Annotated in this window: 21 protein-coding genes; 12 read left to right on the top strand and 9 right to left on the bottom strand. The window is 72.7% G+C overall.

What is annotated here, in order from left to right:
• Nucleotides 1-25: 25 nt before the first annotated feature.
• From MXD59_RS07980 to MXD59_RS07990, 3 genes are all read left to right on the top strand, one after another.
• Nucleotides 26-670: a DivIVA domain-containing protein gene (locus MXD59_RS07980; RefSeq protein ID WP_248824124.1), complete on the top strand. Its 645-nt coding sequence runs from the start codon at nt 26-28 to the stop codon at nt 668-670.
• 184 nt (nt 671-854) lie between these two features.
• Entirely contained in the window at nt 855-1,022 is a 168-nt protein-coding gene (locus MXD59_RS07985; protein WP_248815795.1) for a DUF3117 domain-containing protein, read from the top strand.
• A 158-nt stretch (nt 1,023-1,180) separates the two neighbouring features.
• Nucleotides 1,181-2,989, top strand: coding sequence for a leucyl aminopeptidase family protein (locus MXD59_RS07990; protein WP_248824125.1), 1,809 nt, complete (start codon nt 1,181-1,183; stop codon nt 2,987-2,989).
• Nucleotides 2,990-3,007: 18 nt separating this feature from the next.
• Here the strand turns inward: MXD59_RS07990 and MXD59_RS07995 are convergent, their stop codons facing one another.
• The 3 genes from MXD59_RS07995 to MXD59_RS08005 form a co-directional block, all read right to left on the bottom strand.
• On the bottom strand, nt 3,008-3,367 hold the full coding sequence (locus MXD59_RS07995) for a hypothetical protein (protein WP_248824126.1): 360 nt from the start codon (nt 3,365-3,367) through the stop codon (nt 3,008-3,010).
• 63 nt (nt 3,368-3,430) lie between these two features.
• The gene (locus MXD59_RS08000) at nt 3,431-5,044 is read right to left on the bottom strand and encodes a chromosomal replication initiator protein DnaA (protein WP_248824127.1); all 1,614 of its coding nucleotides are present in this window, start codon (nt 5,042-5,044) and stop codon (nt 3,431-3,433) included.
• 164 nt (nt 5,045-5,208) lie between these two features.
• On the bottom strand, nt 5,209-5,871 hold the full coding sequence (locus tag MXD59_RS08005) for an O-methyltransferase (protein WP_163549221.1): 663 nt from the start codon (nt 5,869-5,871) through the stop codon (nt 5,209-5,211).
• A 179-nt stretch (nt 5,872-6,050) separates the two neighbouring features.
• Here MXD59_RS08005 and sigE point away from each other — a divergent pair, with 179 nt between their 5' ends.
• The 4 genes from sigE (at nt 6,051) to tatB (ending at nt 11,483) form a co-directional block, all read left to right on the top strand.
• Nucleotides 6,051-6,860 (top strand): RNA polymerase sigma factor SigE, encoded by an 810-nt coding sequence (gene sigE, locus MXD59_RS08010; protein ID WP_248824128.1) that lies wholly within the window; start codon nt 6,051-6,053, stop codon nt 6,858-6,860.
• Entirely contained in the window at nt 6,857-7,588 is a 732-nt protein-coding gene (locus MXD59_RS08015; protein WP_248824129.1) for an anti-sigma factor family protein, read from the top strand. The genes sigE and MXD59_RS08015 overlap by 4 nt, the downstream gene beginning before the upstream one ends.
• Before the next feature lie 562 nt (nt 7,589-8,150).
• Nucleotides 8,151-10,799 (top strand): trypsin-like peptidase domain-containing protein, encoded by a 2,649-nt coding sequence (locus MXD59_RS26910; protein WP_248824130.1) that lies wholly within the window; start codon nt 8,151-8,153, stop codon nt 10,797-10,799.
• Between the two features lie 66 nt (nt 10,800-10,865).
• On the top strand, nt 10,866-11,483 hold the full coding sequence (gene tatB, locus MXD59_RS08025) for a Sec-independent protein translocase protein TatB (protein WP_248824131.1): 618 nt from the start codon (nt 10,866-10,868) through the stop codon (nt 11,481-11,483).
• A gap of 207 nt (nt 11,484-11,690) precedes the next feature.
• Here the strand turns inward: tatB and MXD59_RS08030 are convergent, their stop codons facing one another.
• A complete protein-coding gene (locus MXD59_RS08030) occupies nt 11,691-12,833 on the bottom strand; it encodes an Mrp/NBP35 family ATP-binding protein (RefSeq protein ID WP_248824132.1) in 1,143 nt (380 codons plus the stop codon).
• A 260-nt stretch (nt 12,834-13,093) separates the two neighbouring features.
• Here MXD59_RS08030 and MXD59_RS08035 point away from each other — a divergent pair, with 260 nt between their 5' ends.
• Nucleotides 13,094-13,597 carry a MarR family winged helix-turn-helix transcriptional regulator gene (locus MXD59_RS08035; RefSeq protein ID WP_248824133.1) on the top strand — a complete coding sequence of 168 codons (504 nt, stop codon included), beginning with the start codon at nt 13,094-13,096 and terminating at the stop codon, nt 13,595-13,597.
• An 8-nt stretch (nt 13,598-13,605) separates the two neighbouring features.
• Here the strand turns inward: MXD59_RS08035 and MXD59_RS08040 are convergent, their stop codons facing one another.
• Nucleotides 13,606-14,460: a PHP domain-containing protein gene (locus MXD59_RS08040; protein ID WP_248824134.1), complete on the bottom strand. Its 855-nt coding sequence runs from the start codon at nt 14,458-14,460 to the stop codon at nt 13,606-13,608.
• A 10-nt stretch (nt 14,461-14,470) separates the two neighbouring features.
• The gene (locus MXD59_RS08045) at nt 14,471-15,913 is read right to left on the bottom strand and encodes an aldehyde dehydrogenase family protein (RefSeq protein WP_248824135.1); all 1,443 of its coding nucleotides are present in this window, start codon (nt 15,911-15,913) and stop codon (nt 14,471-14,473) included.
• Between the two features lie 249 nt (nt 15,914-16,162).
• On the opposite strand from MXD59_RS08045, the gene gabT reads away from it, so the two are divergent.
• From gabT to MXD59_RS08060, 3 genes are all read left to right on the top strand, one after another.
• Nucleotides 16,163-17,545 (top strand): 4-aminobutyrate--2-oxoglutarate transaminase, encoded by a 1,383-nt coding sequence (gene gabT / locus MXD59_RS08050; protein ID WP_248824136.1) that lies wholly within the window; start codon nt 16,163-16,165, stop codon nt 17,543-17,545.
• Nucleotides 17,546-17,808: 263 nt separating this feature from the next.
• Nucleotides 17,809-18,453, top strand: coding sequence for a DUF6758 family protein (locus MXD59_RS08055; protein WP_248824137.1), 645 nt, complete (start codon nt 17,809-17,811; stop codon nt 18,451-18,453).
• Between the two features lie 99 nt (nt 18,454-18,552).
• Nucleotides 18,553-19,557: a diacylglycerol/lipid kinase family protein gene (locus MXD59_RS08060; protein ID WP_248824138.1), complete on the top strand. Its 1,005-nt coding sequence runs from the start codon at nt 18,553-18,555 to the stop codon at nt 19,555-19,557.
• Here the strand turns inward: MXD59_RS08060 and ctaD are convergent.
• The 3 genes from ctaD to MXD59_RS08075 all read right to left on the bottom strand — a co-directional run bounded on the left by ctaD (nt 19,554) and on the right by MXD59_RS08075 (nt 23,957).
• On the bottom strand, nt 19,554-21,311 hold the full coding sequence (ctaD, locus tag MXD59_RS08065; protein WP_372511976.1) for an aa3-type cytochrome oxidase subunit I: 1,758 nt from the start codon (nt 21,309-21,311) through the stop codon (nt 19,554-19,556). The two genes, MXD59_RS08060 and ctaD, sit on opposite strands and share 4 nt — an antisense overlap.
• Nucleotides 21,312-21,401: 90 nt before the next feature.
• Nucleotides 21,402-23,126, bottom strand: a complete 1,725-nt coding sequence (locus MXD59_RS08070) for an alkaline phosphatase D family protein (RefSeq protein ID WP_248824139.1) — start codon at nt 23,124-23,126, stop codon at nt 21,402-21,404.
• A gap of 138 nt (nt 23,127-23,264) precedes the next feature.
• Nucleotides 23,265-23,957, bottom strand: coding sequence for a suppressor of fused domain protein (locus MXD59_RS08075; RefSeq protein WP_248824140.1), 693 nt, complete (start codon nt 23,955-23,957; stop codon nt 23,265-23,267).
• 139 nt (nt 23,958-24,096) lie between these two features.
• Here MXD59_RS08075 and MXD59_RS08080 point away from each other — a divergent pair, with 139 nt between their 5' ends.
• Nucleotides 24,097-25,509 (top strand): TerD family protein, encoded by a 1,413-nt coding sequence (locus MXD59_RS08080; protein WP_248824141.1) that lies wholly within the window; start codon nt 24,097-24,099, stop codon nt 25,507-25,509.
• The last annotated feature ends 74 nt before the right edge of the window (nt 25,510-25,583 follow it).

The following is a 25,583-nucleotide window of genomic DNA, read 5'->3' on the forward strand; positions in this document are numbered from 1 at the left end:
CAGCCTGCCAGATCGGGCAGATCAGGTGGGGTGGACGCGGCTGGCCGACGGGCGTCGTGGCACGATCGACAGCGTGGTGCTCGCCGTCGAGATCGTCATTGTCATCGCGGTCGTGTTCACCGTGGCCGCTCTGGCCGTCGGGCGATTCGACCGGATGGATCCCGCCGCGCCCGACAGTTCCTCGGTCGGGTTGCCCGCGGGTGGTGCCGTCACGGCCGCCGATGTCGCGCACACCCGGTTCGCGGTGGCGTTGCGTGGCTACCACATGGCCGAGGTGGATGCCGTCCTGCTGCGCCTGGCCGAGGAGCTGGCCTGGCGCGATGACGAGATCGCCCGCCGTGACGACGAGCTCGTCCGCCTCGCGTCGTTCGCCAGGATCGGCGCGACCCGGGACGCGCCACGGTCGGCCGCCGCGCGGGTCGACACCCCGGACGTCCACCCCCCGGGCGTCCACGCTCCGATCGTCGATGCTCCGATCGTCGATGCTCCGAGCGCCGACGACGCCCTCGGCGATGACGGCATCACGGGTACCCCCGATGCGGGTTCCTCTCCCAACCCCGCCGCCCCCTTGGGCGCCCTTGGCACCCGCGGCACCCGTACCGCCCACGGTCCGGCTGGTGTCGTGGAGGAGACACAGGACGATCCGTCTCCCTCTGGAGTCGAGCGATAGCAAAATGTTGATATGGGTGTTGTGATCGTGGTTGGTCGCTCGGTGCTCGACACCGGATGCCCACCTTCTGCGGTCGACACCGGTGACCGTTGTGATTGCGCGGGGAGACGTGTTTCGGTTTGCGGTCGGGTCTACGGGATAATCGACGTCAGACGCAGGTCCGACGGCAGGAAGAGGTGCACCGATGGCGGCCATGAAGCCGCGGACGGGTGACGGTCCGCTCGAGGTGACCAAGGAGGGGCGCGGCATCGTGATGCGTGTCCCACTGGAGGGGGGCGGTCGGCTCGTTGTGGAACTCACCGCCGATGAGGCAGGTGCGTTGGGGGAAGCGCTCAAGACCGTGATCAGCTAGCGCACGACGCCGCGTCACGCGGTGGCGAGGGGAGTCCGGTGTCAGGGAGGGTCCGTCGCATGACGGGGCACATCGCATGACGGGGCACGTCGCATGACGGCACGCCGCACGACGGGCACGCCGCATGAGGGGGCACGTCAGATGGCCGGGCACGTCGGATGATCGGGTCGGCGCCGGTCACGTCGAAGTCGGCGGCGCCGGAGGCAGGGCCGTCGGCCTCGCCGGTCGGCGAGTTCACCGCGCCGCTTCCCACCATCGTGCTGCGCTCCGGACCGGTCGGTGCCGCCGGTGCCACGGGTGGCGATGACGCCGGTGATGGCGTTGTTGGCGCTGTCGCCGTCGTTCTGGCCGCTGGGGCGGACGGGCCGCGCTTCGATGATGCCATCGGACAGGCCGTGGGCGATCTCGGGATTCGGCTGGACGCGCTGATCGAGTCCGAGTCGCTGCGCGCGGACGCGGGGTCGGTCCTGGTCGTGCCGCTGACCGTCCCGCCCGGGGAGTCGGCCGAGGGCACCGCCCGGCCGCGGCGCCTGCTCGTCGTGGGTGTGGGTGCGGGTCGTGCGGCGGACTGGCGCGCGGTGGGCGCCGCACTGGCCCGCCGGTCGGGCTCCGTGGCTCGCCTCGCCCTGGTCGCGGGCTCCGAACTGACCTCCGACGGGCTGCGCTCGCTCGCCGAAGGGGTGGCGCTCGGCGCCTATCGCGTCGCCGGCCTTCTCGACCGGGCCGCCGCCCGCGCCGACCCGCCCGCGGCTGTGGACGACCCGCCCGCGGCCGAGACGGACGCGGGCGCGGTGCTGGGCTCCGGGTCACCGAACGGCGCGGGGGAGACGAACGGCGCGGGGGCCGCCGGCGGTGGGGGACTGCGTGAGGTCGTCGTGCTCAGCGCCGGCCTCACGGACGACCCCGAAGCCCAGGAGGCGCTGCGGGCCGCGCGGGCGGTGGCGACATCGGTGTGGATCGCCCGGGATCTGGTGAACACGCCGAGTCTGGTGAAATCGCCCCAATGGCTGGCCGAGCGGGCCGTGCGGATCGCCGTCGCCGCGGGTCTCACCGCGCACGTGCTCGGGCCGGCGGAACTCGCCGAGCAGGGCTTCGGTGGCCTCAGCGCGGTGGGGCGGGGCTCGCCGCGCCCGCCGTATCTCGTCCGCATCGAGTACGACGGTCCAGCCGGGGTGGCCGCCGGCGGTTCGCCGGGCGCCGACAGCGTGACACCGGGGCATCGGGTCCTCGTCGGCAAGGGCATCACCTTCGACTCCGGTGGGCTCTCACTCAAACCGGCCGTCTCGATGATCCCGATGAAGACCGACATGGCCGGGGCCGCGGCGGTTCTCGGCGCGATGACCGCGCTGCCAGCCCTCGGCGTCCAGGGCCGGGTCACCGGTCTGCTCTGCCTGGCCGAGAACATGATCGGCGCGCAGGCGATGCGTCCCGGTGACGTCATCTCCTGCTGGGGCGGGACGACTGTCGAGGTGCTCAACACCGACGCCGAGGGCCGGCTGGTGATCGCGGACGGGCTCGCCTACGCGGCCGGTGAACTCGGCGCGGACGTCCTGGTCGATCTGGCGACGCTCACCGGCGCGATCTCCGTGGCGCTCGGTCGGCGCACCGCCGGGCTGTTCAGCTCCGACGACGCGCTCGCGGCCGCCCTGTCCGCCGCCGCGGACACCGTCGGTGAGCAGGTGTGGCGCCTGCCGCTGACCGACGAGTACCGGCCCGCGCTCGACTCGACGGTGGCGGATCTGACGAACATGGGCCGGGCCCTCGACGTGGGCGCCGGATCGATCGTCGCCGCGCTCTTCCTGCGTGAGTTCGTCGGCGGCGTCCCCTGGGCCCATCTGGACATCGCCGGCGCCGCCCGCGCCGATGCCGACGACGGCGAGATCAGCCGCGGCGGCACCGGCTGGGGAGTCCGTACCCTGCTCGCCTGGCTCACCTCATCCCTGGTCGAGCCCGCGCCGGCCGGCTGAGCCGGCGCTCCCGCCCGCCTACGGTGCGGCGGGCAGGGCGGCGAGCTGGGTGCGGACCCAGCGCAGGCTGTCGTGCTCGGACATCACGGCTGGCCAGCCGGCCAGGCCGGCCTCGATCGTGTCCCGGTCGGCGACCGCGAGGATCTCCACTCGTAGGGCGCTGACGTCCGCCTGGTCGACGTCGAGCTGGTCGAGGTAACGCGCGAGGATGCCGCCGGGATGGGGCTCGCGCACGGCGTAGATCTCGCCGGTGTCCGCGACCCAGCTCAGCCGGTAGGTGCTGTGGCTGTCCTCATGGTCCGTCCAGCCGTCGCCGAACGGGACCTCCACCGAGGACTGCCGCCGGGGGTCCGCCCGGTAGAACGCGCGAATGTCCATGCTGCCATCCTCTCCCGCGCCGTCGGCCGGGTAACCGGGCGGTCGGTCGCCCGGTTACCCGGATCAGCCGACGGGCAGCCGTGCCAGGGTCGTCTCGTAGCCCTTGGCCTGTGTGTCGGTCAGCGCCAGGGACACCCGCAGGACGATGTCCGCCCGCCGATACACATGTTCGGTCACCAGATCATGCTCAGCGGTGACGGTGAGCAGCGCTCGGGCGCGTCGCTCGGCGGCGGCCGCGTCCGAGAAGACCTCGATCGCCCCACCGCGCTCGATCGCGCCCGCGGGGGCGCCCTGGACCTCGTTCGAGCCGACCCGCGGATCGCGGAAGGCCACCCGGCTGGTGTAGCCGCCGGTCGTGCCCAGCAGGTGATCGGGATCGGTGACGGCCGTGTAGATGGCGGTGGTACGCAGTGGCAGCCCCGCCGTCCGCAGCCTGAGCGCGACCTGCTCGGCCGTCAGCCCGGTGGCGGCCTCACCAGCGGCCGCACCGCCCGTGGCTGAGGTCGGGCTGCCCACGCCCGCGGCGGGAGCGCTCACGGCCGTGGTCGGGGTGTCCGCGGGGAGTACACCCGGATCGGCCGGCGCCCCGGAGTGCTGGCGGTGGGACGGTCCGACCAGCCGGTTCAACACGTACCCGGCGGTGCCGGCGACCAGCGCCACGACCAGCACGATCACGACATACGGCAGGAGGCTTTCCCGGTCATCGGCCGCCGGACCAGCCGCGCCCGCACGCGCACCCGGGGTGCCGTGTGCGCCATGCCCGCCAAGAGTGTCGTGCCCACCGACGGCGCCCCTGCTGCCGGCGGTGCCGCGACCGCCGGTGCCCCTGCCGCCAGTGGCGCCGCGGCTGCCGGTGGCGGGGGTGCCACCGGTCGCGGTCAGTGGTGCACGAGGGCGGTAGGGGGCGGCGCCGCTCGGATGGGCCGATCCGCCGGGCCGCCACGACGGCTGCGGGCCGGTCGGTGCGTCGTGATCGTCCGAGTAGTCGTCGTGGCGCGAGGCATCGGGGTACCGGTCGTCGAGGTGGTCGTCCTCGAGGTACTGGCCGTACTGGCCGTACTGGCCGGTGTCGTCGTACCGGTCGTCGTACCGGTGGTCGTCGGCGTAGCCGCGGTGGCGCTCGGTGGGGCGGCGGTCGGTGGGGCGGTGGGTGCCGGGGTGGCTCGCCGCGTCCGCGGCGGGCGACCAGTCGCCGCCGGGACGGGCACGCCCGCGGGTGGCGCCGGCTCCGTTCGCGGGCACCCGGTCCGCACGGTCGGGATGGTGCGGACGGTCGTAGTCGTCCCGGTGGGCGCCCGCGGAGCCGTCCCAGCGGTCCGGAGCGGACCGCTGATCACGGCCGGGCCGTGGTTCCTGGCCGGGCCGCGCGTCGCCGTCGGCGCCGCCCCAGGACGGGCGGGGCGCGCCACTGCGAGCGGGCTCACCGCGCGGACGGGGTTCGGCGGGGTAGGCGGGGGGATACTCCTCCGGGTAGCTGTCGGGCAGCTGGTCATGGCCGTATCGATCATCGAAACGGTCGTGATCGGAGGGTCCGTCAGCGGTCTGGGAGTGACGGCCGTCACGTGAGCGAGGAGCACTCTGGTGGTGGGTATAGGTGTGGGCCGCGGTGCTGGCGCCATGGCCGGCGTACCCGCCGAAATCCTCGTAGCGCCGGTCTTCCCGCGCGGCCGGTGCCATCCACTCCCCAGTGCGTCGAAATGTCCCGCTGGACGGGCACACTACGCGCTTGTGCCGGCATTCCTCCGGACTAGGCGCTTCCCTAGATGATCGGATGCGTCGCCGTCGTGCGCCAGCGGATTGCCCGGTGGCCGGCCTGTGATGCGGCGCCGACGGCGCGGCGGCTAGCTCAGCGGGGAGGACTTCGCGACCACCGCGATGAGCAGGCCACCGCCGGTGGTCAGCATCATCTGGGTGAGCCGGATGTCGTCGCGTACGGCAGTGGCGAGCTCGCGCACGGCGATGGCGTCGACGGTGCGCACGGCGGGGTCGGCGGCCTGACCGTCGGCCAGTACCCCGGCGAACACCACGACGCCACCGGGGCGCAGCAGACGCAGGGCCTGGGTGAGGTACTCGCTGCCCTCGCGCCGGTCGGCGTCGCAGAAGACGAGGTCGTAGGCGCCGTCGGTCAGCCGGGGCAGCACATCGAGGGCGCGGCCGGTGATCAGTCGCGAGCGACCCGGTGCCATCCCGGCGTCGGCGTAGGTGCGGCGGGCCAGCCGAAGATGCTCGGCCTCGACGTCGATCGTGGTCAGTGTTCCGTCCGGACGCATGCCGCGCAGCAGCCAGGTACCGGACACGCCGGTACCGGTACCGATCTCCACGACGGCGCGGGCACCGGCCGCGGCGGCCAGGAAACGCAGCACCGCTCCGGCGCCCGGGCTGACGGGAACAATCCCGACCTCCTCGGCACGGGAGCGGGCAGCACGAAGGATGGGGTCTTCCAGCAGGAAGCCCTCGGCGTAGGCGGCGGCCGAACCCAGCGCGCCGATATCTGTCTGGGGCATGACATCCGCAGCCTACGGGAACGGGAGAGCACAGATGCGCGTTCATCTGATCGACGCGCATCGTGTCGAGGATCGTGGGTCGACCACCGAGGGGAGATACAACGGTGTCCGCAGCGGGATTCGCCGCTCCATGGCCGGGCCGTCGGGTACGTTCGACGCGAACCGACCGAGAGGCGGCCGTGGCTGCGCAGGACTCCGGGGCGGCCAGTGACGCCACCGGCGCCGCCGCCGCCACAGCAGAAGCCTGGGTCCCCCCGTCCTGGGAAGATGTCGTCCGTGAGCATGGCAACCGGGTCTACCGGCTGGCCTATCGCCTGACCGGCAACGCCCACGACGCGGAGGACCTCACGCAGGACGTCTTCGTCCGCGTGTTCCGGTCGCTGGCCGACTACACCCCCGGCACCTTCGAGGGCTGGCTGCACCGCATCACGACGAACCTCTTCCTGGACCGGATGCGTCGCCAGCAGAAGATCCGCTTCGACGCCCTCCCGGAGGACACCGAGCGTCTGGCCGGTCGTGAGGCGAGCCCGGAGGCCGTCTACGCCGAGGCGCACCTCGACGCGGATGTCGAGGCGGCCCTCGCCGCGCTGCCACCCGACTTCCGGGCGGCCGTCGTGCTCTGCGACATCGAGCAGTTGTCCTACGAGGAGATCGCGCAGACCCTCGGGGTGAAGCTCGGCACCGTGCGCAGCCGGATCTCGCGCGGGCGGGCGATGCTGCGGGCGGCCCTCGCCGATCGTGCCCCCCGGGCCGGTGAGGGTGTTCTGCTCGCCACGGCGCAGGGAGACGCCTCTTCGGAGGACGCCGCCACGTTCACGGTCACTCGGGCTGACGACGCCCGCTCGGGCGTCGGGCTGGAAACCGACCGGTACGGCGCGGATGCGGCCGCGCGGCGCGACCGTGATGATGGTCGCGCGCGGATCGGGCGGCGGCGTGCCGCCGTCCCCGCCGGTGGCAAGGGTGGTGCTCCGGCGGAGCGCCGCGCGTGACCGAGCACCTCGGCGACCGTATCTCGCCACTCATCGATCACGAGCTTGACCACGACGCCCGGGACCGAGCGCTCGCCCACCTCGCCGGCTGCGATCCCTGCCAGCGCGAGGTCATCCGGATGCGCACGCTGAAGGCGCAGCTGGTGACACTGCGCGACCCCGCCATGTCGGATGCCTTCGTGGCGCGGCTGCGTGGTCTCGGCGCGGTTCCACCCGCGGTGCCCGTCGACCCGCCGTCGAGCAGGCCGGTCGCGGCAGGCCAGTCGGGCGTCGGGACGGGCACCGAGACGACCAGGGTCGCGCGCGTCGCCGCGTCCCATCGCCCGGCGGTCCGTCGCGACCGGCCCACCGGGCGAGCCCGGGGCTCCCACCGGCCCCTGCCGCCGCCGATGGTCAGCCGGTCGAGAGGCTCTGCGCCGCGGCCCGACATCGCCGGTCGTTCTGGGCCTCGGCGGCCGAACCCGGCCGAACGTCGCCGCCGGCCGCTGCTGGCGCGTCCCACCGGACCACGCCGATCCACCGTGCGGCGAACCCTGCTGGGTTCCGCGGCCCTGCTGGTGCTCGCCATGACCGGTACCGCGGTCGGGGACGCAGGCGGGAGCACACGTCCTGGTGGGTCCGTGGCGGTACCGACCGTGTCGAGCGTGGTCGCGCCCGGGCCGGCCGCCGGCGGCTCCCTGCGGCTGATCCCGATGTTCTCGCCGATGCGGGTGTCGTTCCGTCGCTGATCGCTGATCAGTAATCGTTGTTGATGTTGGCAGGTCCCTGTCGCGCAGTGCTGATCATTGTGCCGGCGACGTTCTTTTTTTGTTCACATCGACTGCACGCGCCGGAAACATGAAGTGCGCGAAGGCGATCTCCGCCGGCGTGTCCGGTTCGGTCGAGAGCGTCGTTGCTTTCTCCCTCGCAACCGTTGCCGCAGTCGTTGTCGTCGTTGTCACAATGGTGGTTGACAGTGCGCCCTGGGTGGTGGGGCGGGGGCGTCTGCATGGGGGAGTCCGGGGGCCTGCCGCCGGACTCCCCCGCCGTGGATGCCCAGCCGATCAGGCATTCGCTGCTGTCCCACCGGCGCCGAGAGCGATTACCCGGGGGCAGGAGAAGTCTTTTTCGGCCAGTTCTGCGGGAGGGGGCTCCTCTATCTCGCGGTAAGGCTTTACCGTGTTACCCGCTCGGGGTCGTTGCGTGGGCCTTCCAGGACGGAACTGGTTGCCGGTGTTCCACCGTGCCCTGTGACGCGCCGAGCCGGGAGGTCGTGTGGAAGGCAGCGCCAGCGAGGCGACGATCGCGAGTGTGAACAGGTTCGAGGCCCCGATGAGACCTCGGGGCCTCGAACGGTCCTCGCCGATCGCTGCCCGCCCGCCCGCGTCCGACCTGCCCGTCGCGGATCAGTCGACCCGCGACGAACCCGGCACGGACATCTCCGAGAAGGCGCCAGCCGGCGACGCCTCCCGCCTCGGCGCCGAACACCTAGCCGCCGAACACCTAGCCGCCGAACCTCCCGCCGCCGAACCGCGGCGGCTCGGCGACCGGATCACCGACGGTCGCCGCGGCGGTCCGGGCGTCCGCGCGGAGACGACCATTCCATCGACCTCGGCGCGGATGCCGCAGAATCCACCGCCCGACCTCCCACGTACCCCGTCGCCCGCGGCGTCCGCACCGCCCGCTGCTGCCGCCGCGGCCGCGCCGGTCGCCGGTGCCGATTCCGCGGGGCCGGCGGGTCCGCCCCCCTCCTTCGCGCCCGCTGAGCGGCCCGCGGCACCACCGCGTCCAGGGGGCACGACCGAGACGGCGGGCCCGCCGCTGCCGACCCGGACTCGGCCGGCCCCGGCCCCGGCCCCGGCCCCGGAGCCGTTGCCCGCCGGGCAACCGGCCACGGGGCGGCAGGCCAGCCCTCGGCCGCCGGCTCGCCCGCCGGTTCCGCCACCGGGGGAGGACCGGGCGCGCCCGGCCTCGGGTGCGCGTCATGGCCGTCACTCCGGTCGTGTCACGGGCGGTGCCGCGCTGCCCGGCGTTGACAGCGGTGAGCACCATGTCGGCAACCGTCATCCCGGCGGACGGCCAGGCGGAGAACGGCCAGGCGGCGAGCGTCCAACCAGCGAACGTCCAGGCAGCGAACGGCCAACCAGTGAGCGGCCAACCAGTGAGCGGCCAGGCGGCGAGCGGCAGGTGGGTGACCGGCCAGGCGGGGAGCGGCATTCCCGTCCTGGCCGGGTGTGGAGTCTGCGCGCCAGCGCGGATCGGGTGGCTCCGGGCATGGTTCGGGCGGCCATCGGCGTCGCCGGCAATCTTGGCGGCAGAGCCACCGCCACCGGTGGCAGAAACGCGGGCACGGGCGCGAGCCGGGTGGAACGGCCCGCCGTCACCCAGGCGGCTACATCGACGACGGGAGGGGCGGCACCCGCCGCGCCGGTGGCGAGGTCGACGCGTCCGGCTGGCCCGCCGGTGACGAGCACCGCACCGGCGACCGGCGGCGGGCTGTCAAGCTCGCCCGGAGCAGCGTCGGGACGGGCGTTGCCGGCTGTTTCCCGGCCGTCGGATTCCCCGCTGTCGGAGCAGGCCGGCCGGGCCGGGTCGGTGACAACGCTCGAGCCAGCGGCCCGCCGCGGCGACTCGGCGGGACGGCCCACCGCGCCGGTCCGGTCGCGTGCCGGCGCCGGGGCGGCGGGACAGCGGTCGGACGGTTCCGCGCATCCGGCACCGTCCGCTGCCTCCGACGGCCCGCGAGGTGACGCCGGGCTCCCGGAGTCGGCACGCGTCGACGGTGCCGACGACGGGGCGACGTCCGGGCGCGCCGGCGGGCTCGCCGAACGGGTCGGTGGCCGGCCCGTTCAGGTGGGCCTGCGGGTGCTGGTGGCCTGCCTGGTCGCGGCGGCGCTGGTGGGCGGCGTGGTCAGCGGCCTGCTGGTGGTGATCACCACCGGTGATCCCAACGTCGAGCCGGTGAAGACGCTCGGGGTGGGTAACCCGGCACCGGTCACCGATCGGCGCAGCGTGGCCGCGATCGCGGCGGCGATGCTCCCGACGGTGGTCACCATCGACGTCGGCGGCGACGCGGCGGACGGCGGCGACACCGGCTCGGGCGTGATCCTCAGCTCGGACGGTTACATCCTGACGAACAATCATGTGATCGCACCGGCGATCGCGGCCGGGTCGCCGATCACGGTCACCCGCTACCAGGAGTTCAACCGTATCCAGGCCCAGGTCGTCGGACGCGATCCGCAGACCGATCTCGCGGTGCTGCGTGTTCCGGCCAGCACGCCGCTACCGGCGGCCACGCTGGGCCAGTCGGGTTCGCTCGTGGTCGGGGCACCCGTCGTCGCGATCGGCGCACCGCTCGGACTGTCGGGCACCGTGACCACCGGTGTGGTCAGCGCGCTCGACCGCAACCCGCCGGTGCCGGCGACGGACGGTGCGGCCCCGACCGTGCTGATCGGGGCGATCCAGGTGGACGCCGCGCTCAACCCGGGTAACTCCGGCGGTCCGCTGCTCGACTCGCTCGGCCAGGTGGTCGGGATCAACGCCGCGATCGCCGCGGTGCCCGGGCGCGAGGACCAGGGGCAGAGCGGCAGCATCGGGGTGGGCTTCGCCATTCCGATCGACTTCGCCCGCTCGGTGGCACAGGAGATCATCTCGACCGGGCGTGCGACGCACCCCTACGTGGGCGCGGCCACTGCGACCATCACCGACGGTGAGGCGCAGGCGTCCGACGGGGTGCCCGGAGCGCGGGTGATCGCCGTGACGCCGGATGGGCCGGCGGCGCGGGCTGGTCTGCGCGCCAACGACGTGATCACCAAGCTGGATGTGAGCGCCATCCGCGGGACCAACGATCTCAACGTCGCGGCGCGGCTGCACCGGGTCGGCGACAGGATCTCGGTCACCTATGTGCGTGGCGGTGCGACCAGAACCACCCAGCTGACACTTCAGGAACAACCGGGTTGAGTTCCTGGCCCCCGCTCGTTGCCTGGTCGAACCTCGCGGTGACATCGGGCGGGGTACGCTCGGCTGGTGTTCAACGGTGTCGGTTGGGGTGAAGTTGCCGTCCTGCTGGTGATCGGGCTGTTCGTCTTCGGCCCCGATCGGCTGCCCAAAGCCGCCCGGGACGCCGGCCGCATGTTGCGCCAGTTGCGCCAGACGGCCACGGGGATGCGCAACGACCTGCGGTCCGAACTCGGCCCCGAGTTCGACGATCTCGACATCCGGGATCTGCATCCCAAGACGTTCGTCCGCAAGCACCTGTTCGACGACGAGCCGCTGCCGCCGTATCTCACCAAGCGCACCTCGCTCGACGCGCTGCTGCTGGCCGAGGACACTCCGACCCCGTCACTGACCAAGTCGCCGCCGCTGGGTCGCGCACCATCCCTGCCCGCGGCCTCGGTCACCCCCGCCCCGCCGGTGCCGGCCGTGCCGCCCGCCGCCGCGTCGCAGCCGCCGGTCGGTGCCGACGCCGGTGGCGCTGTAGGCGCGCAGCCGGCGGTCGTCTCGCCGCTGCTGTCAAAGGCCGCCGGGGCGAAGGGCACGGGGGCGAAGGCCACCGCGCCGCGGGGCGTGCCCACGCACCAGGTCTCCGCGGGCGCGACCCCGCCGCCGACCCCCAGCATCCCGTTCGACTCGGACGCCACCTGACACTGCCCGGCCCCGGCCGCGGCTGACCATCTGGGACGGCGGCTGACGCTGACACCCGGGCTGGGTCGGAGGTCGGAGGTTGGATCATCCCGGGCTGGTCTGTGGCCTGTGCTCCCCGGCTCGAAACAAGACCCGCAACGAGAATCGTCCCCCCGGAAACAGCCTGCTGGAACCGGCTGTTTCCGGAGGGACGGGGGCTGGCTGCGCTCAGCGGCCGGCGGGCGTGAGGTTGAGGCTGCGGCCGGCGAGGCCACGGGAGCGGAAGGTGAGCCGATCCGCGACCGCGCGCAGTGCCTTGCTGGCCTCGCTGTCGGGCTCGCCGATGACCAGCGGCACACCGTTGTCGCCGCCCTCACGCAGGCGGACGTCCACCGGGACCTGGGCGAGCAGCGGCACGTCGTGGCCGAGGACCCGGGTGAGTCGCTCGGCGACCGCGGCGCCACCGCCGGAGCCGAACACGTCGACCCGCTCCCCGCAGTGCGGGCAGGGCAGCCAGGCCATGTTCTCCACGACGCCGACCACGTTCTGCCGGGTCTGCACGGCGATGGTGCCGGCGCGCTCGGCCACCTCGGTGGCGGCGAGCTGCGGTGTCGTGACGACGAGCAGCTCGGAGGACGGGACGAGCTGGGCCAGCGAGATGGCGATGTCACCGGTGCCGGGCGGCAGGTCGAGCAGCAGAACGTCCAGGTCGCCCCAGAAGACGTCCGACAGGAACTGCTCGAGGGCCCGGTGCAGCATCGGCCCACGCCAGGTCACCGGCTCATTGCCGCGGGTGAACATGCCGGTGGAGATGACCCGCACGCCATGCGCCTGCGGCGGCATGATCATTTTGTCGACCTGGGTCGGCGGGCGGTCGATGCCGAGCATCCGCGGCACCGAGTGGCCGTAGATGTCCGCGTCGAGCACACCGACGGACAGCCCCGAACGGGCCATCGCCGCCGCCAGGTTGACGGTGATCGAGGACTTGCCGACGCCGCCCTTGCCGCTGGCGATGCCGTACACCCGGGTCATGGAGCCCGGCTGGGCGAACGGGATGACCTTGGGGGCGATACCGCCGCGTAGCTTCGTGTGCAGGGCGCTGCGCTGCTCGTCCGACATGACCTGCAGGTCGACCTGGACGGAGCGCACCCCCTCGACGGCGCCGACCGCGCGACTGACGCGGCTGATGATCTCATCTCGCATCGGGCAGCCAGACACGGTTAGCAGCACCGTGACACTGACGGAGCCGTCATCGAGGACGTGGACCGCCGAGACCATGTCCAGCTCCGTGATGGGACGGCCGATCTCGGGATCGTTGACCGTCGCCAGAGCCGACTGGATCGCGTCGGTGGAAGGCCGGGATGGGGACAAGGGAAACCTCAGTCACTGATTGGCACCAGATGCGACCCCCGGGGCCGCCTGTGCATCCACGATAGCCCGCGCGCGCCTCGGCGGTGTTGCGGCGATGCCCGGGTGTGTGCCACCCATCCAAGCTGTCATTCATCTGACTTCGAGAGCGGAATTTATCGGTAGGTGCTGGGACGTTGTCGAGGTGGCAGGCCTGAGCGGGGCGGGCTGGTCCGGCGACCGGGGCACATAGGCTGGTTCGGGGTGTGGCGGGAGGGCTCGGGATGGTCGAGGACACGGTCGGCGCCAGTTCTGAGACGGACAGCGTCTGGGTGGACGCCCGCGGCATGCGTGCCTGGCGGGCGCTGCTACAGGCCCACGCGCACGTCAGCCGGGTGCTGGAAGCGGAACTGGAGCGCGCGCACGACCTGCCGCTGGCCTCCTACGACGTGCTCGTCCAGCTTTCCGAGGCGCCGGAACACGAGTTGCGCATGAGCGAGCTCGCCGCCGCGGTGCTGCTCTCCCGCAGCGGCCTGACCAGGCTCGTCGACCGGCTGGCACGGGAGGGCCTGGTGACCCGTCGCTCCTGCCCGTCCGACGCGCGGGGAACGCTGGCCGTGCTCACCCCGCAGGGGCTGGACCGGCTCCGGGTGGCCTCCGGCACCCATCTCAAGGGCGTCGGTCGGCACGTGCTGAGCCGCTACTCCCGCGCCGAGCAGGAACAGCTCGCCGTGCTGCTCGAGCGGCTCGGTTCCCCGCGTGAGGGAACCTGCGGCCGCGGCGTCTGAGAGTCGGCCTATCCGGTGATGGGGGTCGCGCCGGTGGCGGTGGTGACGAGCCGCTCGTAGGCGGCGCGGCTGGTCGTCTCGGCGCCGAGTCCCTGGGGTTTGCTGGCACCGTGGTAATCGCTCGAACCGGTGGTGAACAGGTCGAGGTCGGCGGCCAGGGCGCGCAGGCGGTGCCGTTCGTCGTCGTCGTGGTCGGGATGATCGACCTCGAGGCCACCGAGCCCGACGGCGGCCATCCGCTCGATCACCTCGGGGCCGACGGTGACACCGCGCCGGCTCGCATAGGGATGCGCGAACACGCTGACCCCGCCCGCGGCGCGGATCAGCTCCAGCGTCCGCCACACGTCCGGCTGCTGTTTGCCCACGTGGTACGGCCCGCCGGGGCCGATCCAGGAGCGGCTGAACGCCGCGTCCACGCTGGGTACCAGGCCGGCTTCGACCATCGCGGCGGCCACGTGCGGCCGGCCCACCGTGCCGCCGGCCAGCTCGCTGACCCGTTCCCAGCGCACCGGGTGCCCGTCGGCGTGCAGGAGTTCCACCATCCGACGGGCCCGGGTGACCCGGTGCCTGCGGACCTCGGCCCGTTCGGCGGCGAACGTGGGCTCCGCCGGGTCGAACAGGTAGGCCAGCACGTGCAGGGCGATCCGCCGCTCGTCCACCTGCACGTAGCAGGAGATCTCCGCGCCGGGCACGAGGACCAGCCCGCGGGGCAGCGCGGCGGCGGCCGCGTCGATCCCGGCGGTCGTGTCATGATCGGTCAGCGCGACGACGGCGAGCCCGGCGGTCCCGGCGCGGCGCACCAGTTCCTGGGGGGCGTCCAGCCCGTCCGACGCGGTGGAATGGGTGTGCAGGTCGATCGTCACCGTTCGATCGTCACAGGTCCAGGCCGGTGAGGACGAGAACTCGCTCCTCGGTGAGATCGGTCATGGCCGAACGCAGGCCCTCCCGGCCGATGCCGGAGTTCTTCGTCCCGCCGTAGGGCATCTGATCGGCCCGGTAGGACGGGACGTCCCCGACGACGACGCCGCCGACGACGAGCTCGCGGTGGGCGCGGAACGCGGTCGCGAGATCGTGGGTGAACACCCCGGCCTGAAGACCGAACGCGCTGTCGTTGATCCGGGCGAAGCCGTCGTCGACCCCGTCGACCGGGGCGACGACGATCACCGGCCCGAACACCTCCTCGCGGACCAGCCGGGCCGACTCGGACACACCGGTCAGCACCGCGGGCGCGACGCTGGCACCGGTGCGGGTGCCGCCGCAGTGCAGGGTGGCGCCGGCCGCGACCGCCTCGCCGATCCAGGTCTCGACCCGTTCGGCCGCGGCGGTGTCGATGAGCGGGCCGACGTCGGTGGCCGGATCGCTGGGATCGCCGTCGCGCAGCGCCCGCACGGCGGCGAGGATCTCGCCGAGCAGCTCGTCGTGCAGCGACCGGTCGACGTAGACCCGTTGCACGGCGATGCACGACTGCCCAGCCTGGTAGTTCGCGAACAGCGCGATGCGCCCCGCGGCCCGGGTCAGGTCCCCGGGGGCGTGGAAGTCGGGCGCGACCAGCACCGCGCCGTTGCCGCCCAGTTCCAGGACGACCTGCTTACGTGGCACCGCGTCCCGGATCGACCAGCCGACCGGACCCGACCCGGTGAACGACACCACCGGCAGCCGCGGGTCGGCCACCAGCGCGCCGACCACGTCGTTGTCGACGGTCAGCACCGAGAAGGCACCGGCGGGCAGATCGGTCTCGGCGAGCAGTTCACCGAGCAGCAGCGACGACAGCGGGGTGCGCGGCGCGGGTTTCACGATGATCGGCGCCCCGACGGCCAGCGCCGGCGCGACCTTGTGCGCCACCAGGTTCAGTGGAAAGTTGAACGGGGCGATGCCCAGCACCGGCCCACGTGGGAAGCGCCGCGACAGCGCCAGACGGCCCTCGCCGGTCGGGTCGGTGTCGAGCCGGGTCAGGTCGCCGGCGAACCGGCGGGCCTCCTCCGCTCCCCAGCGAAACGTCGAACTGGCCCGGGCGACCTCGGCCCGTGACCAGGTCAGCGGCTTGCCGCTCTCCGCGGTGATCAGCCGGGCGATCTCGTCGCCGCGCCGGGCGATCTCCCGGGACACATGCCCGAGCGCGGACGCGCGCACATGCGCCGGCAACGCCGCCAGCTGCGAGGCGACCGCCGCCGCGGCGGCGACAGCCTGCTCGACCTGCGCCGCGGACGGTTGGGCGACCGTGGCCACCAGCGCACCGTCGTAGGGATGGCGCACCTCGAGCTCCGCCGTACCCTGCGCCGGCCGGCCCGCGAGCCAGAACGGCCGGACCTCAGCCATCACGCATCTTTGTGGTCGGCTCCCTGTTCGGCGGCGAAGCGGTTCAGAGGTCATCCTAGGCGCATCCCGTCGCCGGGAGTGGCCATCCACGCCCGGGTCGGGCACTGTCGTGGGCCTGCCCACCGGCGGGCCCGTCCGTCGTGGCCGCGGGCCGACGCCCGGGCGGACTGCCTGCGGCGATGGCCGACTGACGGGTGACCGGCGGGTGGGCTGGCCGGTCTGAGGAGACACCCTGGAGGTGCCGAGCCGATGGACGAACCAACGCTTTCGGTGTCGGGTCGAGGCGGGTCGGGGCTGCCCCAGACCCGCCGCCTGGTCACCGAGATTCCCGGCCCGCGTTCGCGGGCGCTGTCGGCCAGACGGGTCCGATCCGTGGCCCGCGGGGTGAGTTCGACGATGCCGGTGTTCGCGCGGGCGGCGGGCGGCGGCGTCGTGGTCGACGTCGACGGCAACACGCTCATCGACCTTGGCTCGGGCATCGCCGTCACCGGTGTCGGCAACGCCGCCGACGAGGTGGTCGCGGCCGTGGCCGCGCAGGCGGGCCGGTTCACCCACACCTGTTTCATGGTCACGCCGTACGAGGAGTACGTCGGCGTCTGCGAGGCGCTGGCCCGGCTGGCCCCCGGCGGTTTCGAGAAGCGCTCGGCCCTGTTCACCTCGGGTGCGGAGGCGGTGGAGAACGCTGTCAAGATCGCCCGGTCGGCGACCGGGCGTGGCGCCGTCGTCGTCTTCGAACACGCCTACCACGGCCGGACCAACCTCACCATGGCCATGACCGCCAAGGCCATGCCGTACAAGGCCGGTTTCGGCCCGTTCGCCCCGGAGATCTACCGGCTGCCGCTGGCCTACCCCTACCGCTGGCCGGGCGGGCCGCAGCACTGCGGCGAACAGGCCGCCGCCCAGGTCATCGACCTGATCCGCACCGAGATCGGGGCCGGGGCGGTGGCCGCCCTGGTGATCGAGCCGATCCAGGGCGAGGGGGGTTTCATCGTGCCCGGCACCGGTTTCCTGCCGCGCCTGGCCGAGTTCTGCGCGGACGCGGGCATCCTGTTCATCGCCGACGAGGTGCAGACCGGCTTCGCCCGCACCGGCACGATGTTCGCCTGCGAGGACGAGAACATCGTCCCCGACCTGATCGTCACCGCCAAGGGCATCGCGGGTGGCCTGCCGCTGTCCGCCGTCACCGGCCGCGCCGAGATCATGGACGCCCCGCAGATCGGTGGTCTCGGCGGCACCTTCGGTGGCAACCCGGTGGCCTGCGCGGCGGCACTGGCGACCATCGACCTGATCGAGTCCGGTGACCTGGCCGGCCGGGCCCGCCATATCGCCGAACTCGCCCTGCCCCGGCTGCGCGCCCTCGCGGACCGGTACGACGCCATCGGCGACGTCCGGGGCCGGGGCGCGATGCTCGCCGTCGAGATCGTGCGCGGCCAGGGCGACCACAGCCCCGACCGGGCGCGGGCGGCCGCCGTCGCCGCCGCCTGCCATCGCCGCGGCCTGATCGTCCTGTCCGCCGGTACGTGGGGCAACGTCCTGCGCCTGCTGCCACCCTTCGTGATCAGCGACGAGCTTCTGCTGGACGGCCTGGACGTCCTGGCCGAGGCCTGCGCCGAGATCCTCCCCACCCGCTGACCCCACCCGCTGACCGGCGGGCCGCCGCGGTTCGGACACGGTGAGTGTCGACGTGCGCCGACGTGTACTGGGCGGGTACCCGGCGGTTGAGGGCATCTATGCAGGTGGGGGCACTGATGGGGGGCTGAGGGGGCGGGACGGGATGATTGCTGGCGGAAATGGCGGGAACAGTCAGTACGGAATCGCCGAAGTCCGGCGGTTCAGGTCCGTCCGATTCACGGGTGATGGCCGGTGCGAACGGCCGTCGCACTAGGAGGCGCTCGGTGACCAGTGCCGCGGTCTGCCCACGCTGTCTTGCGGAGCTTCGTCCGCCCGATCTGTGGAACAGCCAGTATCGATGCGAGCGGCACGGGGAGGTGAGTCCGTACCGGGCCGCGGTCTCCTCACGCGAACAGGCGCTGCACATGCTGGCGACGACGTCGACGGTGCCGGTGTGGCTGCCCGATCCGATGCCGGTGCACTGGTATGTCAGTGGTGTCGGCTGGGCCGGCGACGAGCGCAGCGGCCCACGCGCGAGCGCGCTGGCCGCGGCCGGACCGTGCCCGCTGGGCGGGCCGGCGGAGATGGTGCTGGTCGCGGAGTCACCGGGAATCGGGCTCGGCGCCCGGCTGGCGGGCATTCAGGGCCCCGACCCCGAGGCGCTGCCGGGTGCTCCGGAGGCGAAGGTGGAGGCGGCGGGGCATCCGACGGCGATGTGGCCGGTGGCCGTACCGCCCGATCGGGCGGCGTTCGTCGGTGAGGCGCGCGGGGTCTGGCTGTGGCTGGTGCTGTGGCCGGCGGACGCGGCGCTGATCCTGCTCGAGCATCTGGTCCTGCGCGACGTCCGGGACGCCCCGGAGATCGGCGACCGGTCCTTCTTCGGCGCCGTCAGCGAACACCTGGCCACCGGCCGCTTCGCCGCCCACTAACTTGTCGCCGCCGACCCACCGGGCCCCGCCGGTCGGATCGGGCGTCCCGCCTTCACCGCGGCGGCGGTCGGCGGTGCAACGGTGTGGAAAGCTGGCGCGGTGGTGGATCGTGGGCGGTTGACCGTCGTCGTCAATCCGAGTGCGGGGCGGGGCCGGGCGCTGCGGGTGCTGGCGCCGGTCTGCGCCGAACTCGCCCGGTGGGCGCCGGATGTGCGGGTCGCGCCGACGCGGGATCTGGCGCACGCCGGCGAACTGGCGGCGGGGGCGACAGCGGCGGGACGCGTGGTGGTCGCGCTCGGCGGGGACGGCCTGGCCGGGGCGGTCGCGGGCGCGGTGGCCCGCCTGGGTGGGGTGCTGGCCGTCCTGCCGGGCGGTCGGGGCAACGACTTCGTCCGGGGGCTGGGGCTGCCAGATGATCCGCGCCAGGTGGCGGCGAGCCTCGCGCAGGCCCGTGAGCTGCGTGTCGACCTGCCCGAGGTGGACGGGCGACCGTATCTGGGTATCGCCAGCGTCGGCTACGACTCCGACGTCCAGGTGATCGCCAACCGGGCCCGGCTGCTGCGCGGACGCAACGTCTACACCTATGCGACGCTGCGGGCGCTCGCCGCCTGGCGGCCGGTGCGGTTCACCGTCACCGTGGACGACGCGGCGCCCCGTGAGCTGTACGGATACACGGTGGCGGCGGCGAACTCGGCCTACTACGGCGGCGGGATGAGGTTCGCCCCGGACGCCGACCTCACCGACGGCCTCGTCGAGGTGGTGCTCGTCTCCGACGCGCCGAAACGCACCTTTCTCGCCCTGTTCCCCCGGGTCTTCACCGGACGGCACGTGCACACCCGCCACGTCGAGGTGCTGCGTGGCCGCGAGGTGCGCATCAGCGCCGACCGACCGTTCGACGTCTACGCCGACGGCGACCCGCTGGCCCCGCTACCCGCCCGCATCGTGGTCCGTCCGCGCGCGTTGCGCCTGCTCGTCCCGTCCAGCGCCAGCGTCGTCACGGGTGCCGGTGGGGACGCCCCTGCCGGTCGGGACGCCCCTGCCGGTCGGGACGCCCCTGCCGGTCGGGACGCCACCACCGGCAGGGATGCCGAGGCCGGGGTCTAGGGCTGCTCGGGCGCCTCGCGGGTGGGGGCGACGGTGGGCGCGGGGGTGGGGGTGAACTCCGGGGTGGCGTGGTAGTCGATGGAGCCGGCGACCTGGGGGTAGTGGACGTCGAAGGCGGGACGTTCGGAGCGGATCCGCGGAAGCACGGTGAAGTTGTGCCGGGGCGGCGGGCAGGAGGTGGCCCACTCCAGCGAGTTGCCGAAGCCCCAGGGATCGTCGACGGCCGCCAGCGGGCCGCGGCGGTAGGAATGCCACAGGTTGTACAGGAACGGCAGTGTGGAGATGGCGAGCAGGAACGACCCGGCGGTCGACAGGGTGTTCAGAGTGGTGAATCCATCCGATGGTCCGTAGTCGGCGTACCGGCGGGGCATACCGCGCAGGCCCAGCCAGTGCTGCACCAGGAACGTGCCGTGGAAGCCGAAGAACACCGTCCAGAAATGGACCTTTCCGAGACGGTCGTCCATCATGCGGCCGGTGGCCTTGGGGAACCAGAAGTAGGTGCCGCCGAACGCGGCGAACACAACGGTGCCGAACACGACATAGTGGAAGTGGGCGACGACGAAGTAGCTGTCGCTGACATGGAAGTCGATCGGTGGGCTGGCCAGCAGCACACCGGTCAGCCCGCCGAACAGGAACGTGACGAGGAAGCCGAGGGCGAACAGCATCGGTGTCTCGAAGGTGAGCTGCCCACGCCACATCGTGCCGACCCAGTTGAAGAACTTGATCCCGGTGGGCACCGCGATGAGGAAGGACAGGAACGCGAAGAAGGGCAGCAGCACCGCGCCGGTGACGAACATGTGGTGCGCCCACACGGCCACCGACAGCGCGCCGATGCCGATGGTGGCGAACACCAGACCCTTGTAGCCGAACAGCGGCTTGCGGGAGAACACCGGCAGGATCTCGCTGATGATCCCGAAGAACGGCAGGGCGATGATGTAGACCTCGGGATGCCCGAAGAACCAGAACAGATGCTGCCAGAGTATGGCGCCGCCGTTGCCGGCGTCGAACACGTGTGCGTTGAACCGGCGGTCGGCCTCGAGCGAGAGCAGCTGCGCGGCCAGCACCGGGAACGCGACCAGCACCAGGATGGACGTGACCAGGAACGTCCAGCAGAACATCGACAGCCGGAACATCGTCATGCCCGGCGCCCGCAGGCACAGAATAGTGGTGATCATGTTGACGCCGCCGAGGATGGTGCCCAGACCCGAGACGACCAGCCCGAGAATCCACAGATCTGCACCGGGCAGCGGGGAGTAGACCTTGCCGCTGAGCGGTGCGTAGGCGAACCAGCCGAAGTCGGCGGCGCCGTCCGGGGTGAGAAACCCCGAGATGACGACGAGTCCGCCGAACAGGAAAAGCCAGTACGACAGGGCGTTCAGGCGGGGAAACGCCACATCCGGCGCGCCGATCTGCAGGGGTACCAGCAGGTTCGCGAACGCGAAGGCCAGCGGTGTCGCGAACAGCAGCAGCATGACCGTGCCGTGGATCGTGAACAGCTGGTTGTACTGCTCGTTGGAGAAGAACTGCAACCCTGGCCGGGCGAGCTCCGAGCGCATCATGACGGCGAGCATCCCGGCGAACAGGAAGAATCCCATCGACGTCACGAAGTACATGACCGCGATGTCCTTGTGGGACGTCGTGCGCAGGTAGCCGAGCAGGTTCGACCGTGGCCGGCGGTGGGCCGCGAGGTCCGGCTCCGAGATGGATCGAATGACCGGGCCCGAAGGGTTCGGCGGCTCCTCGACGATCGTCACGCGCGGCTCCCGGAGTTTGACTGTCGCAACAGTCCGCAAGCCTAGCGTGACCAAGGGTATTCGTCTGGTGGCGGCGCAGGGGTGGGTGGGTCAGGCGGAGTGGGCGGTGCGGTGGCCGTCCTCGACGATCCAGGTGGCATCGGTGGTGACGGGGGAGTCCGGGCGGTCGGAGTCGGCGACGACGCGCTGGTCGGCGCGGCACTGCGTCGGGGTGAGCCGGAACCGGGTGTAACCGCGTCGGTCACCGCGGAAGTAGCGCACATGCGGGTTGAACCGGGCGTTGTTCTCCCGCACGAAGTCGTCGCTGATCAGGAAGAACGCCGAGCTGATCGACGTGCAGACGAACTCGGTGGCGACCGCCGGGGTGTCCGGCCGGTCGAAGTCGACCCGCAGGTCGTTCACCCACGCGCAGTGCAGGTCACCCGAGAGCACGACGGGGTTGGACACCCTGCTGTCGCGCACCCCGGTCAGCAGGCGCTGCCGGTACGGCCGGTAGCCGTCGTTCTGGTCGAGGTTGGTGAGCAGCTCCGTGCCGCCGGTGGGGAGCTGGCCGTCGAGCTGGGCCATCATCGTCTGCTGGGCGATGAGGTTCCACCGGGTGCGTGAGGCGTCCAGACCCGCGCGCAGCCAGCGCTCCTGGTCGGCGCCGGCCATCGTCCCGTCGAAGTCGGTGCGGCCCAGTTCGGCCGGACCGATCGCCGAGGGATAGTCGCCGGGGGTGCGGGTGCGGTACTGGCGGGTGTCCATCACGTTGAACGTGGCCAGGCTGCCGAACGTGAGCCGGCGGTAGATCCGCAGGTCGGGGGAGCCGGGGTTGAGCTCGGCGCGGATCGGCATGTGCTCGTAGTAGGCCTGGTAGGCGGCGGCGCGCTGGCGGGCGAACCGGGCCGGGTCCTGATGCCTGGCGCCGGTGTCACCGGGCTCGTCGACGAGGCCCGAGTAGTTGTTCTCGACCTCGTGGTCGTCCCAGGTCACCACCCACGGGGCCGCGTGGTGGGCGGCCTGCAACGCCGGGTCGGCCTTGTACTGGCCGTACCGGTTGCGGTAGTCGGAGAGGGTCTGCAACTGGTCGAGGCCGAGGGTCTGCGGTGTGGTGTGGAGCCGGTCGGGGAAACGGCTGTCCGGGTCGTACTCGTAGATGTAGTCGCCGACGTGCACGACCAGGTCCGGATGGTCGGCGGCGATCGCGTCGAACGCCGGCCAGTAGCCGTTCTGGAAGTCCTGGCAGGACACCAGCGCGAAGCTCAGCGACCCGCTGGCCGCCGCCGCCCCACCGGAGGCCGGCGCCGCGGCCGTGCGGGTGCGACCCACCGGGCTGAGCACCGTCCCGGCGCGGAAACGGTAGTAGTAGTCGCGTCCCGGCTCCAGCCCGCGGACGTCGACGTGCACCGAGTGCGCGAAAGCCGCCTGCGCCGTCTGCGTGCCGGCACGGACCACCGAGGCGAACCGCTCGTCGGTCGCGATCTGCCAGTCGACGGGGACGTCCCGGGACGGCATACCACCGCCCTGCGTCGGCTTCGGGGCGAGCCGCGTCCACAGGATCACCCCGTCCGGCAGCGGATCGCCGCTGGCCACGCCGAGCCCGAACACGCCGTCGGACACCCCCGGCACGGGCGTCGGCGCGCGCAGGGTCGGCACCGGGGACGGAGTCGTACCGTTCGAGGTGCTGCAGGCGGCGAGGCCGATCCCGCCGAGCGCCGCGCCACCGAGGCCCAGCCCACCGAGCAGCAGCGACCGCCGGTGGGGTCGCGCGCCGGCACCCTGGGCCGGCTGGGCGCGGGCGGGGGAGACGGCGTCGCCTCGATCACGGCTCACAGCTTCGGGAGCGTAGCCGCCGATCGGGCCCGTACGCGGACCGCATCGTCCGGACGCGTTGTTCTTCGGCTGTTCTTTGCTTTCTGTTGCCCTACGTCGCCCCTGCCCCGGTCGCGGACGGACCCTGCGGGCGGCGGGTCAGCTCAGGGAGACCTCGCGGCGGGCGGGATCGCGCAGGTCGGTGCCGGCGGCCAGCCAGCGCTGATGCAGGGCGTCCGGGCCATGGACGCGCTTGTAGGCGGCCTCGTTCATCGTCATCGGCAGCAGCGGCAGGAACCGGACCGGCGCGGGTCCCGGATCGGAGGCGGAGCCGCCGCCGCTGCCGGGGTCGAAGCCGATGGCCGCGTCGGGGCTGGCCAGCAGGTCGGAGATCGAGAACTCGTCGGTGGCCGCGGACGGCTGTGCCGCGGTGGGCAGATCGGGGATGAGGCCGCCGGGTTCGGCGACCAGGACGGCGGTGAACGGGGCCCCGTCCCAGAGCGGTTCGCCGAGGTCGAGGGCCGCGCCGGGGGCGATCGGACGGCTCTCCACCACGGGAATCGCCGCGAGCACCGCGAGCCGGCGCAGCACGCTGTCATGCGGACCGCGCAGCGACAGCACCAGCTCCGCGCGCGGACCGGCCGGATCGCGCACCGTCGCCGCGGCTGCCGTCATCGGCTCGCGGGACATGCCGAGGGTCAGATAACGCACGATGCCGGTGCGGTCGGGGCCGTAGCGCAGGATCTCGATCTGCTCGGTACCGAGGAACGTCACGGCGGCCCGGCCGGTGTCGGGGCCGAACACCCCGGCCACGTGCCGTTCGATCCGGGTGCCCAGCGTGTTGTCGCTCATCGGACCGGTTCCGCCCATGCCATGCACCGATCGTAGGGTCGGGACAGGACACGCGCGGTATTCGGGGCGGGAACCGTCCGCCGCGGTGGGGCCGTTGGACAGGGTGCGCGACCCTGACGAGGCCGGTCATGGAGGGGCAATGGGACAGGTTCTGACGAAAGGTGGCAACGCACCGTTGCCGACCGGGGACGTCCGGGTCGAGATCGCCTCGTCGAGCCCGTTGGACATCGCCGCGATCCTGGTGACGGCCACCGGCAAGGTCCGTTCGGACGACGACTTCGTCTTCTTCAACCAGCCGAACGGCCCCGGGGTTCGGCTGGTGCCGCCGTCGGCGCTGGAGTTCAGCCTGGCCGCCGTCCCGGCCGAGATCGACAAGGTCGTCGTCACCGGCAGCCTGGACGGCAGCGGCCCGCTCACCTTCGCCGGTGTCCGGGGCCTCGGCATCGCTGTGCGGGACGCGCGTGGTGGCGCTGAGCTGGTCCGTTTCGATCCGGCTGGCCTCGGCACCGAGACGGCCCTGATCCTCGTCGAGCTCTACCGCCGGGCCGGTTCCTGGAAGGCCCGCGCCGTCGGCCAGGGCTACGCCTCGGGCCTGGCCGGCATCGCCACCGACTTCGGCATCTCCGTGGACGACCCCGGCACCGCCGAGCAGCCGCAGGTGGGAGGCCAGCAGTGGGGGCCGCCGCCCGTCCCGCCGGCGGCGCCGTACGGGGCGCCTCCCGGTGGTCAGCAGTGGGGCCCGCCACCGGCGCCGCTTCCGCCGGCCGCACCGCAGTGGGGCGCACCGCAGTGGGGCGCGCCGCAGCAGCCTGGTCAGCAGTGGGGTCCGCCGCCCGGGCCGCCGCCGGGAGCCGGCCAGCCGTGGGGTCCGCCCGGGGCGCCGCCGTCCGGGCCGCCGCCCGGCCAGCAGTGGGGTCCGCCGGTTCCCGCCGGTCCGCCCGCCGCTGGCGGTGCGGGCCAGCAGCCTGGTGGGCGGGTCAACCTGGACAAGGGCCGGGTATCGCTGCGCAAGGGTCAGAGCGTCTCGCTGGTCAAGACGGGCGAGGCGCCGCTGACCCGGGTGCGGATGGGCCTGGGGTGGGACCCGGCCCAGCGCGGCCGTTCCATCGACCTGGACGCGTCCTGCATCCTGTTCGACGAGCGGGGCAAGGACGTCGACAAGGTCTGGTTCATGTCCAAGAAGGGTGCCCGCGGTGCCGTGCGCCACTCCGGTGACAACCTCACCGGCAAGGGCGACGGCGACGACGAGACGATCATCGTTGACCTGGCCGCACTGCCGCCGAGCGTCACCACCCTCATCTTCACCGTGAACAGCTTCCAGGGGCAGCCGTTCACCGAGGTGCGCAACGCCTACTGCCGGCTCTACAACGACCTCACCGGTCAGGAGCTCGTCCGCTTCGACCTGTCCGAATCGAAGCCGGCCACCGGTCTGGTCATGTGCCGGGTCCAACGCGACCAGGGCGCTGCGACCTGGGCGATGACCGCGATCGGCGAGTTCCACGACGGCAAGACCGTCCGCGCGATGGTCAACCCGTCCAAGCAGTACCTCTGAGCGGTTCCGGGTGGGGCGCCTGGCGGTGTCGCGGTGACGGTCCGTGGACGGCGGGAGCGGTCGAGGGCCCGGGT

The sequence above is a fragment of the Frankia umida genome (genome assembly GCF_023242945.1).
Taxonomy (GTDB): Bacteria; Actinomycetota; Actinomycetes; order Frankiales; family Frankiaceae; genus Frankia; species Frankia umida.

Excerpts from the sequence above, each read along its gene's own strand:
- MXD59_RS07985 (WP_248815795.1), top strand. The coding sequence starts at position 855 with ATGGCGGCCATGAAGCCGCGGACGGGTGACGGTCCGCTCGAGGTGACC.
- MXD59_RS07990 (WP_248824125.1), top strand. The coding sequence starts at position 1,181 with ATGATCGGGTCGGCGCCGGTCACGTCGAAGTCGGCGGCGCCGGAGGCA.
- MXD59_RS07995 (WP_248824126.1), bottom strand. The coding sequence starts at position 3,367 with ATGGACATTCGCGCGTTCTACCGGGCGGACCCCCGGCGGCAGTCCTCG.
- MXD59_RS08000 (WP_248824127.1), bottom strand. The coding sequence starts at position 5,044 with ATGGCACCGGCCGCGCGGGAAGACCGGCGCTACGAGGATTTCGGCGGG.
- MXD59_RS08005 (WP_163549221.1), bottom strand. The coding sequence starts at position 5,871 with ATGCCCCAGACAGATATCGGCGCGCTGGGTTCGGCCGCCGCCTACGCC.
- MXD59_RS08035 (WP_248824133.1), top strand. The coding sequence starts at position 13,094 with ATGGTCGAGGACACGGTCGGCGCCAGTTCTGAGACGGACAGCGTCTGG.
- MXD59_RS08045 (WP_248824135.1), bottom strand. The coding sequence starts at position 15,913 with ATGGCTGAGGTCCGGCCGTTCTGGCTCGCGGGCCGGCCGGCGCAGGGT.
- gabT (WP_248824136.1), top strand. The coding sequence starts at position 16,163 with ATGGACGAACCAACGCTTTCGGTGTCGGGTCGAGGCGGGTCGGGGCTG.
- MXD59_RS08075 (WP_248824140.1), bottom strand. The coding sequence starts at position 23,957 with ATGAGCGACAACACGCTGGGCACCCGGATCGAACGGCACGTGGCCGGG.
- MXD59_RS08080 (WP_248824141.1), top strand. The coding sequence starts at position 24,097 with ATGGGACAGGTTCTGACGAAAGGTGGCAACGCACCGTTGCCGACCGGG.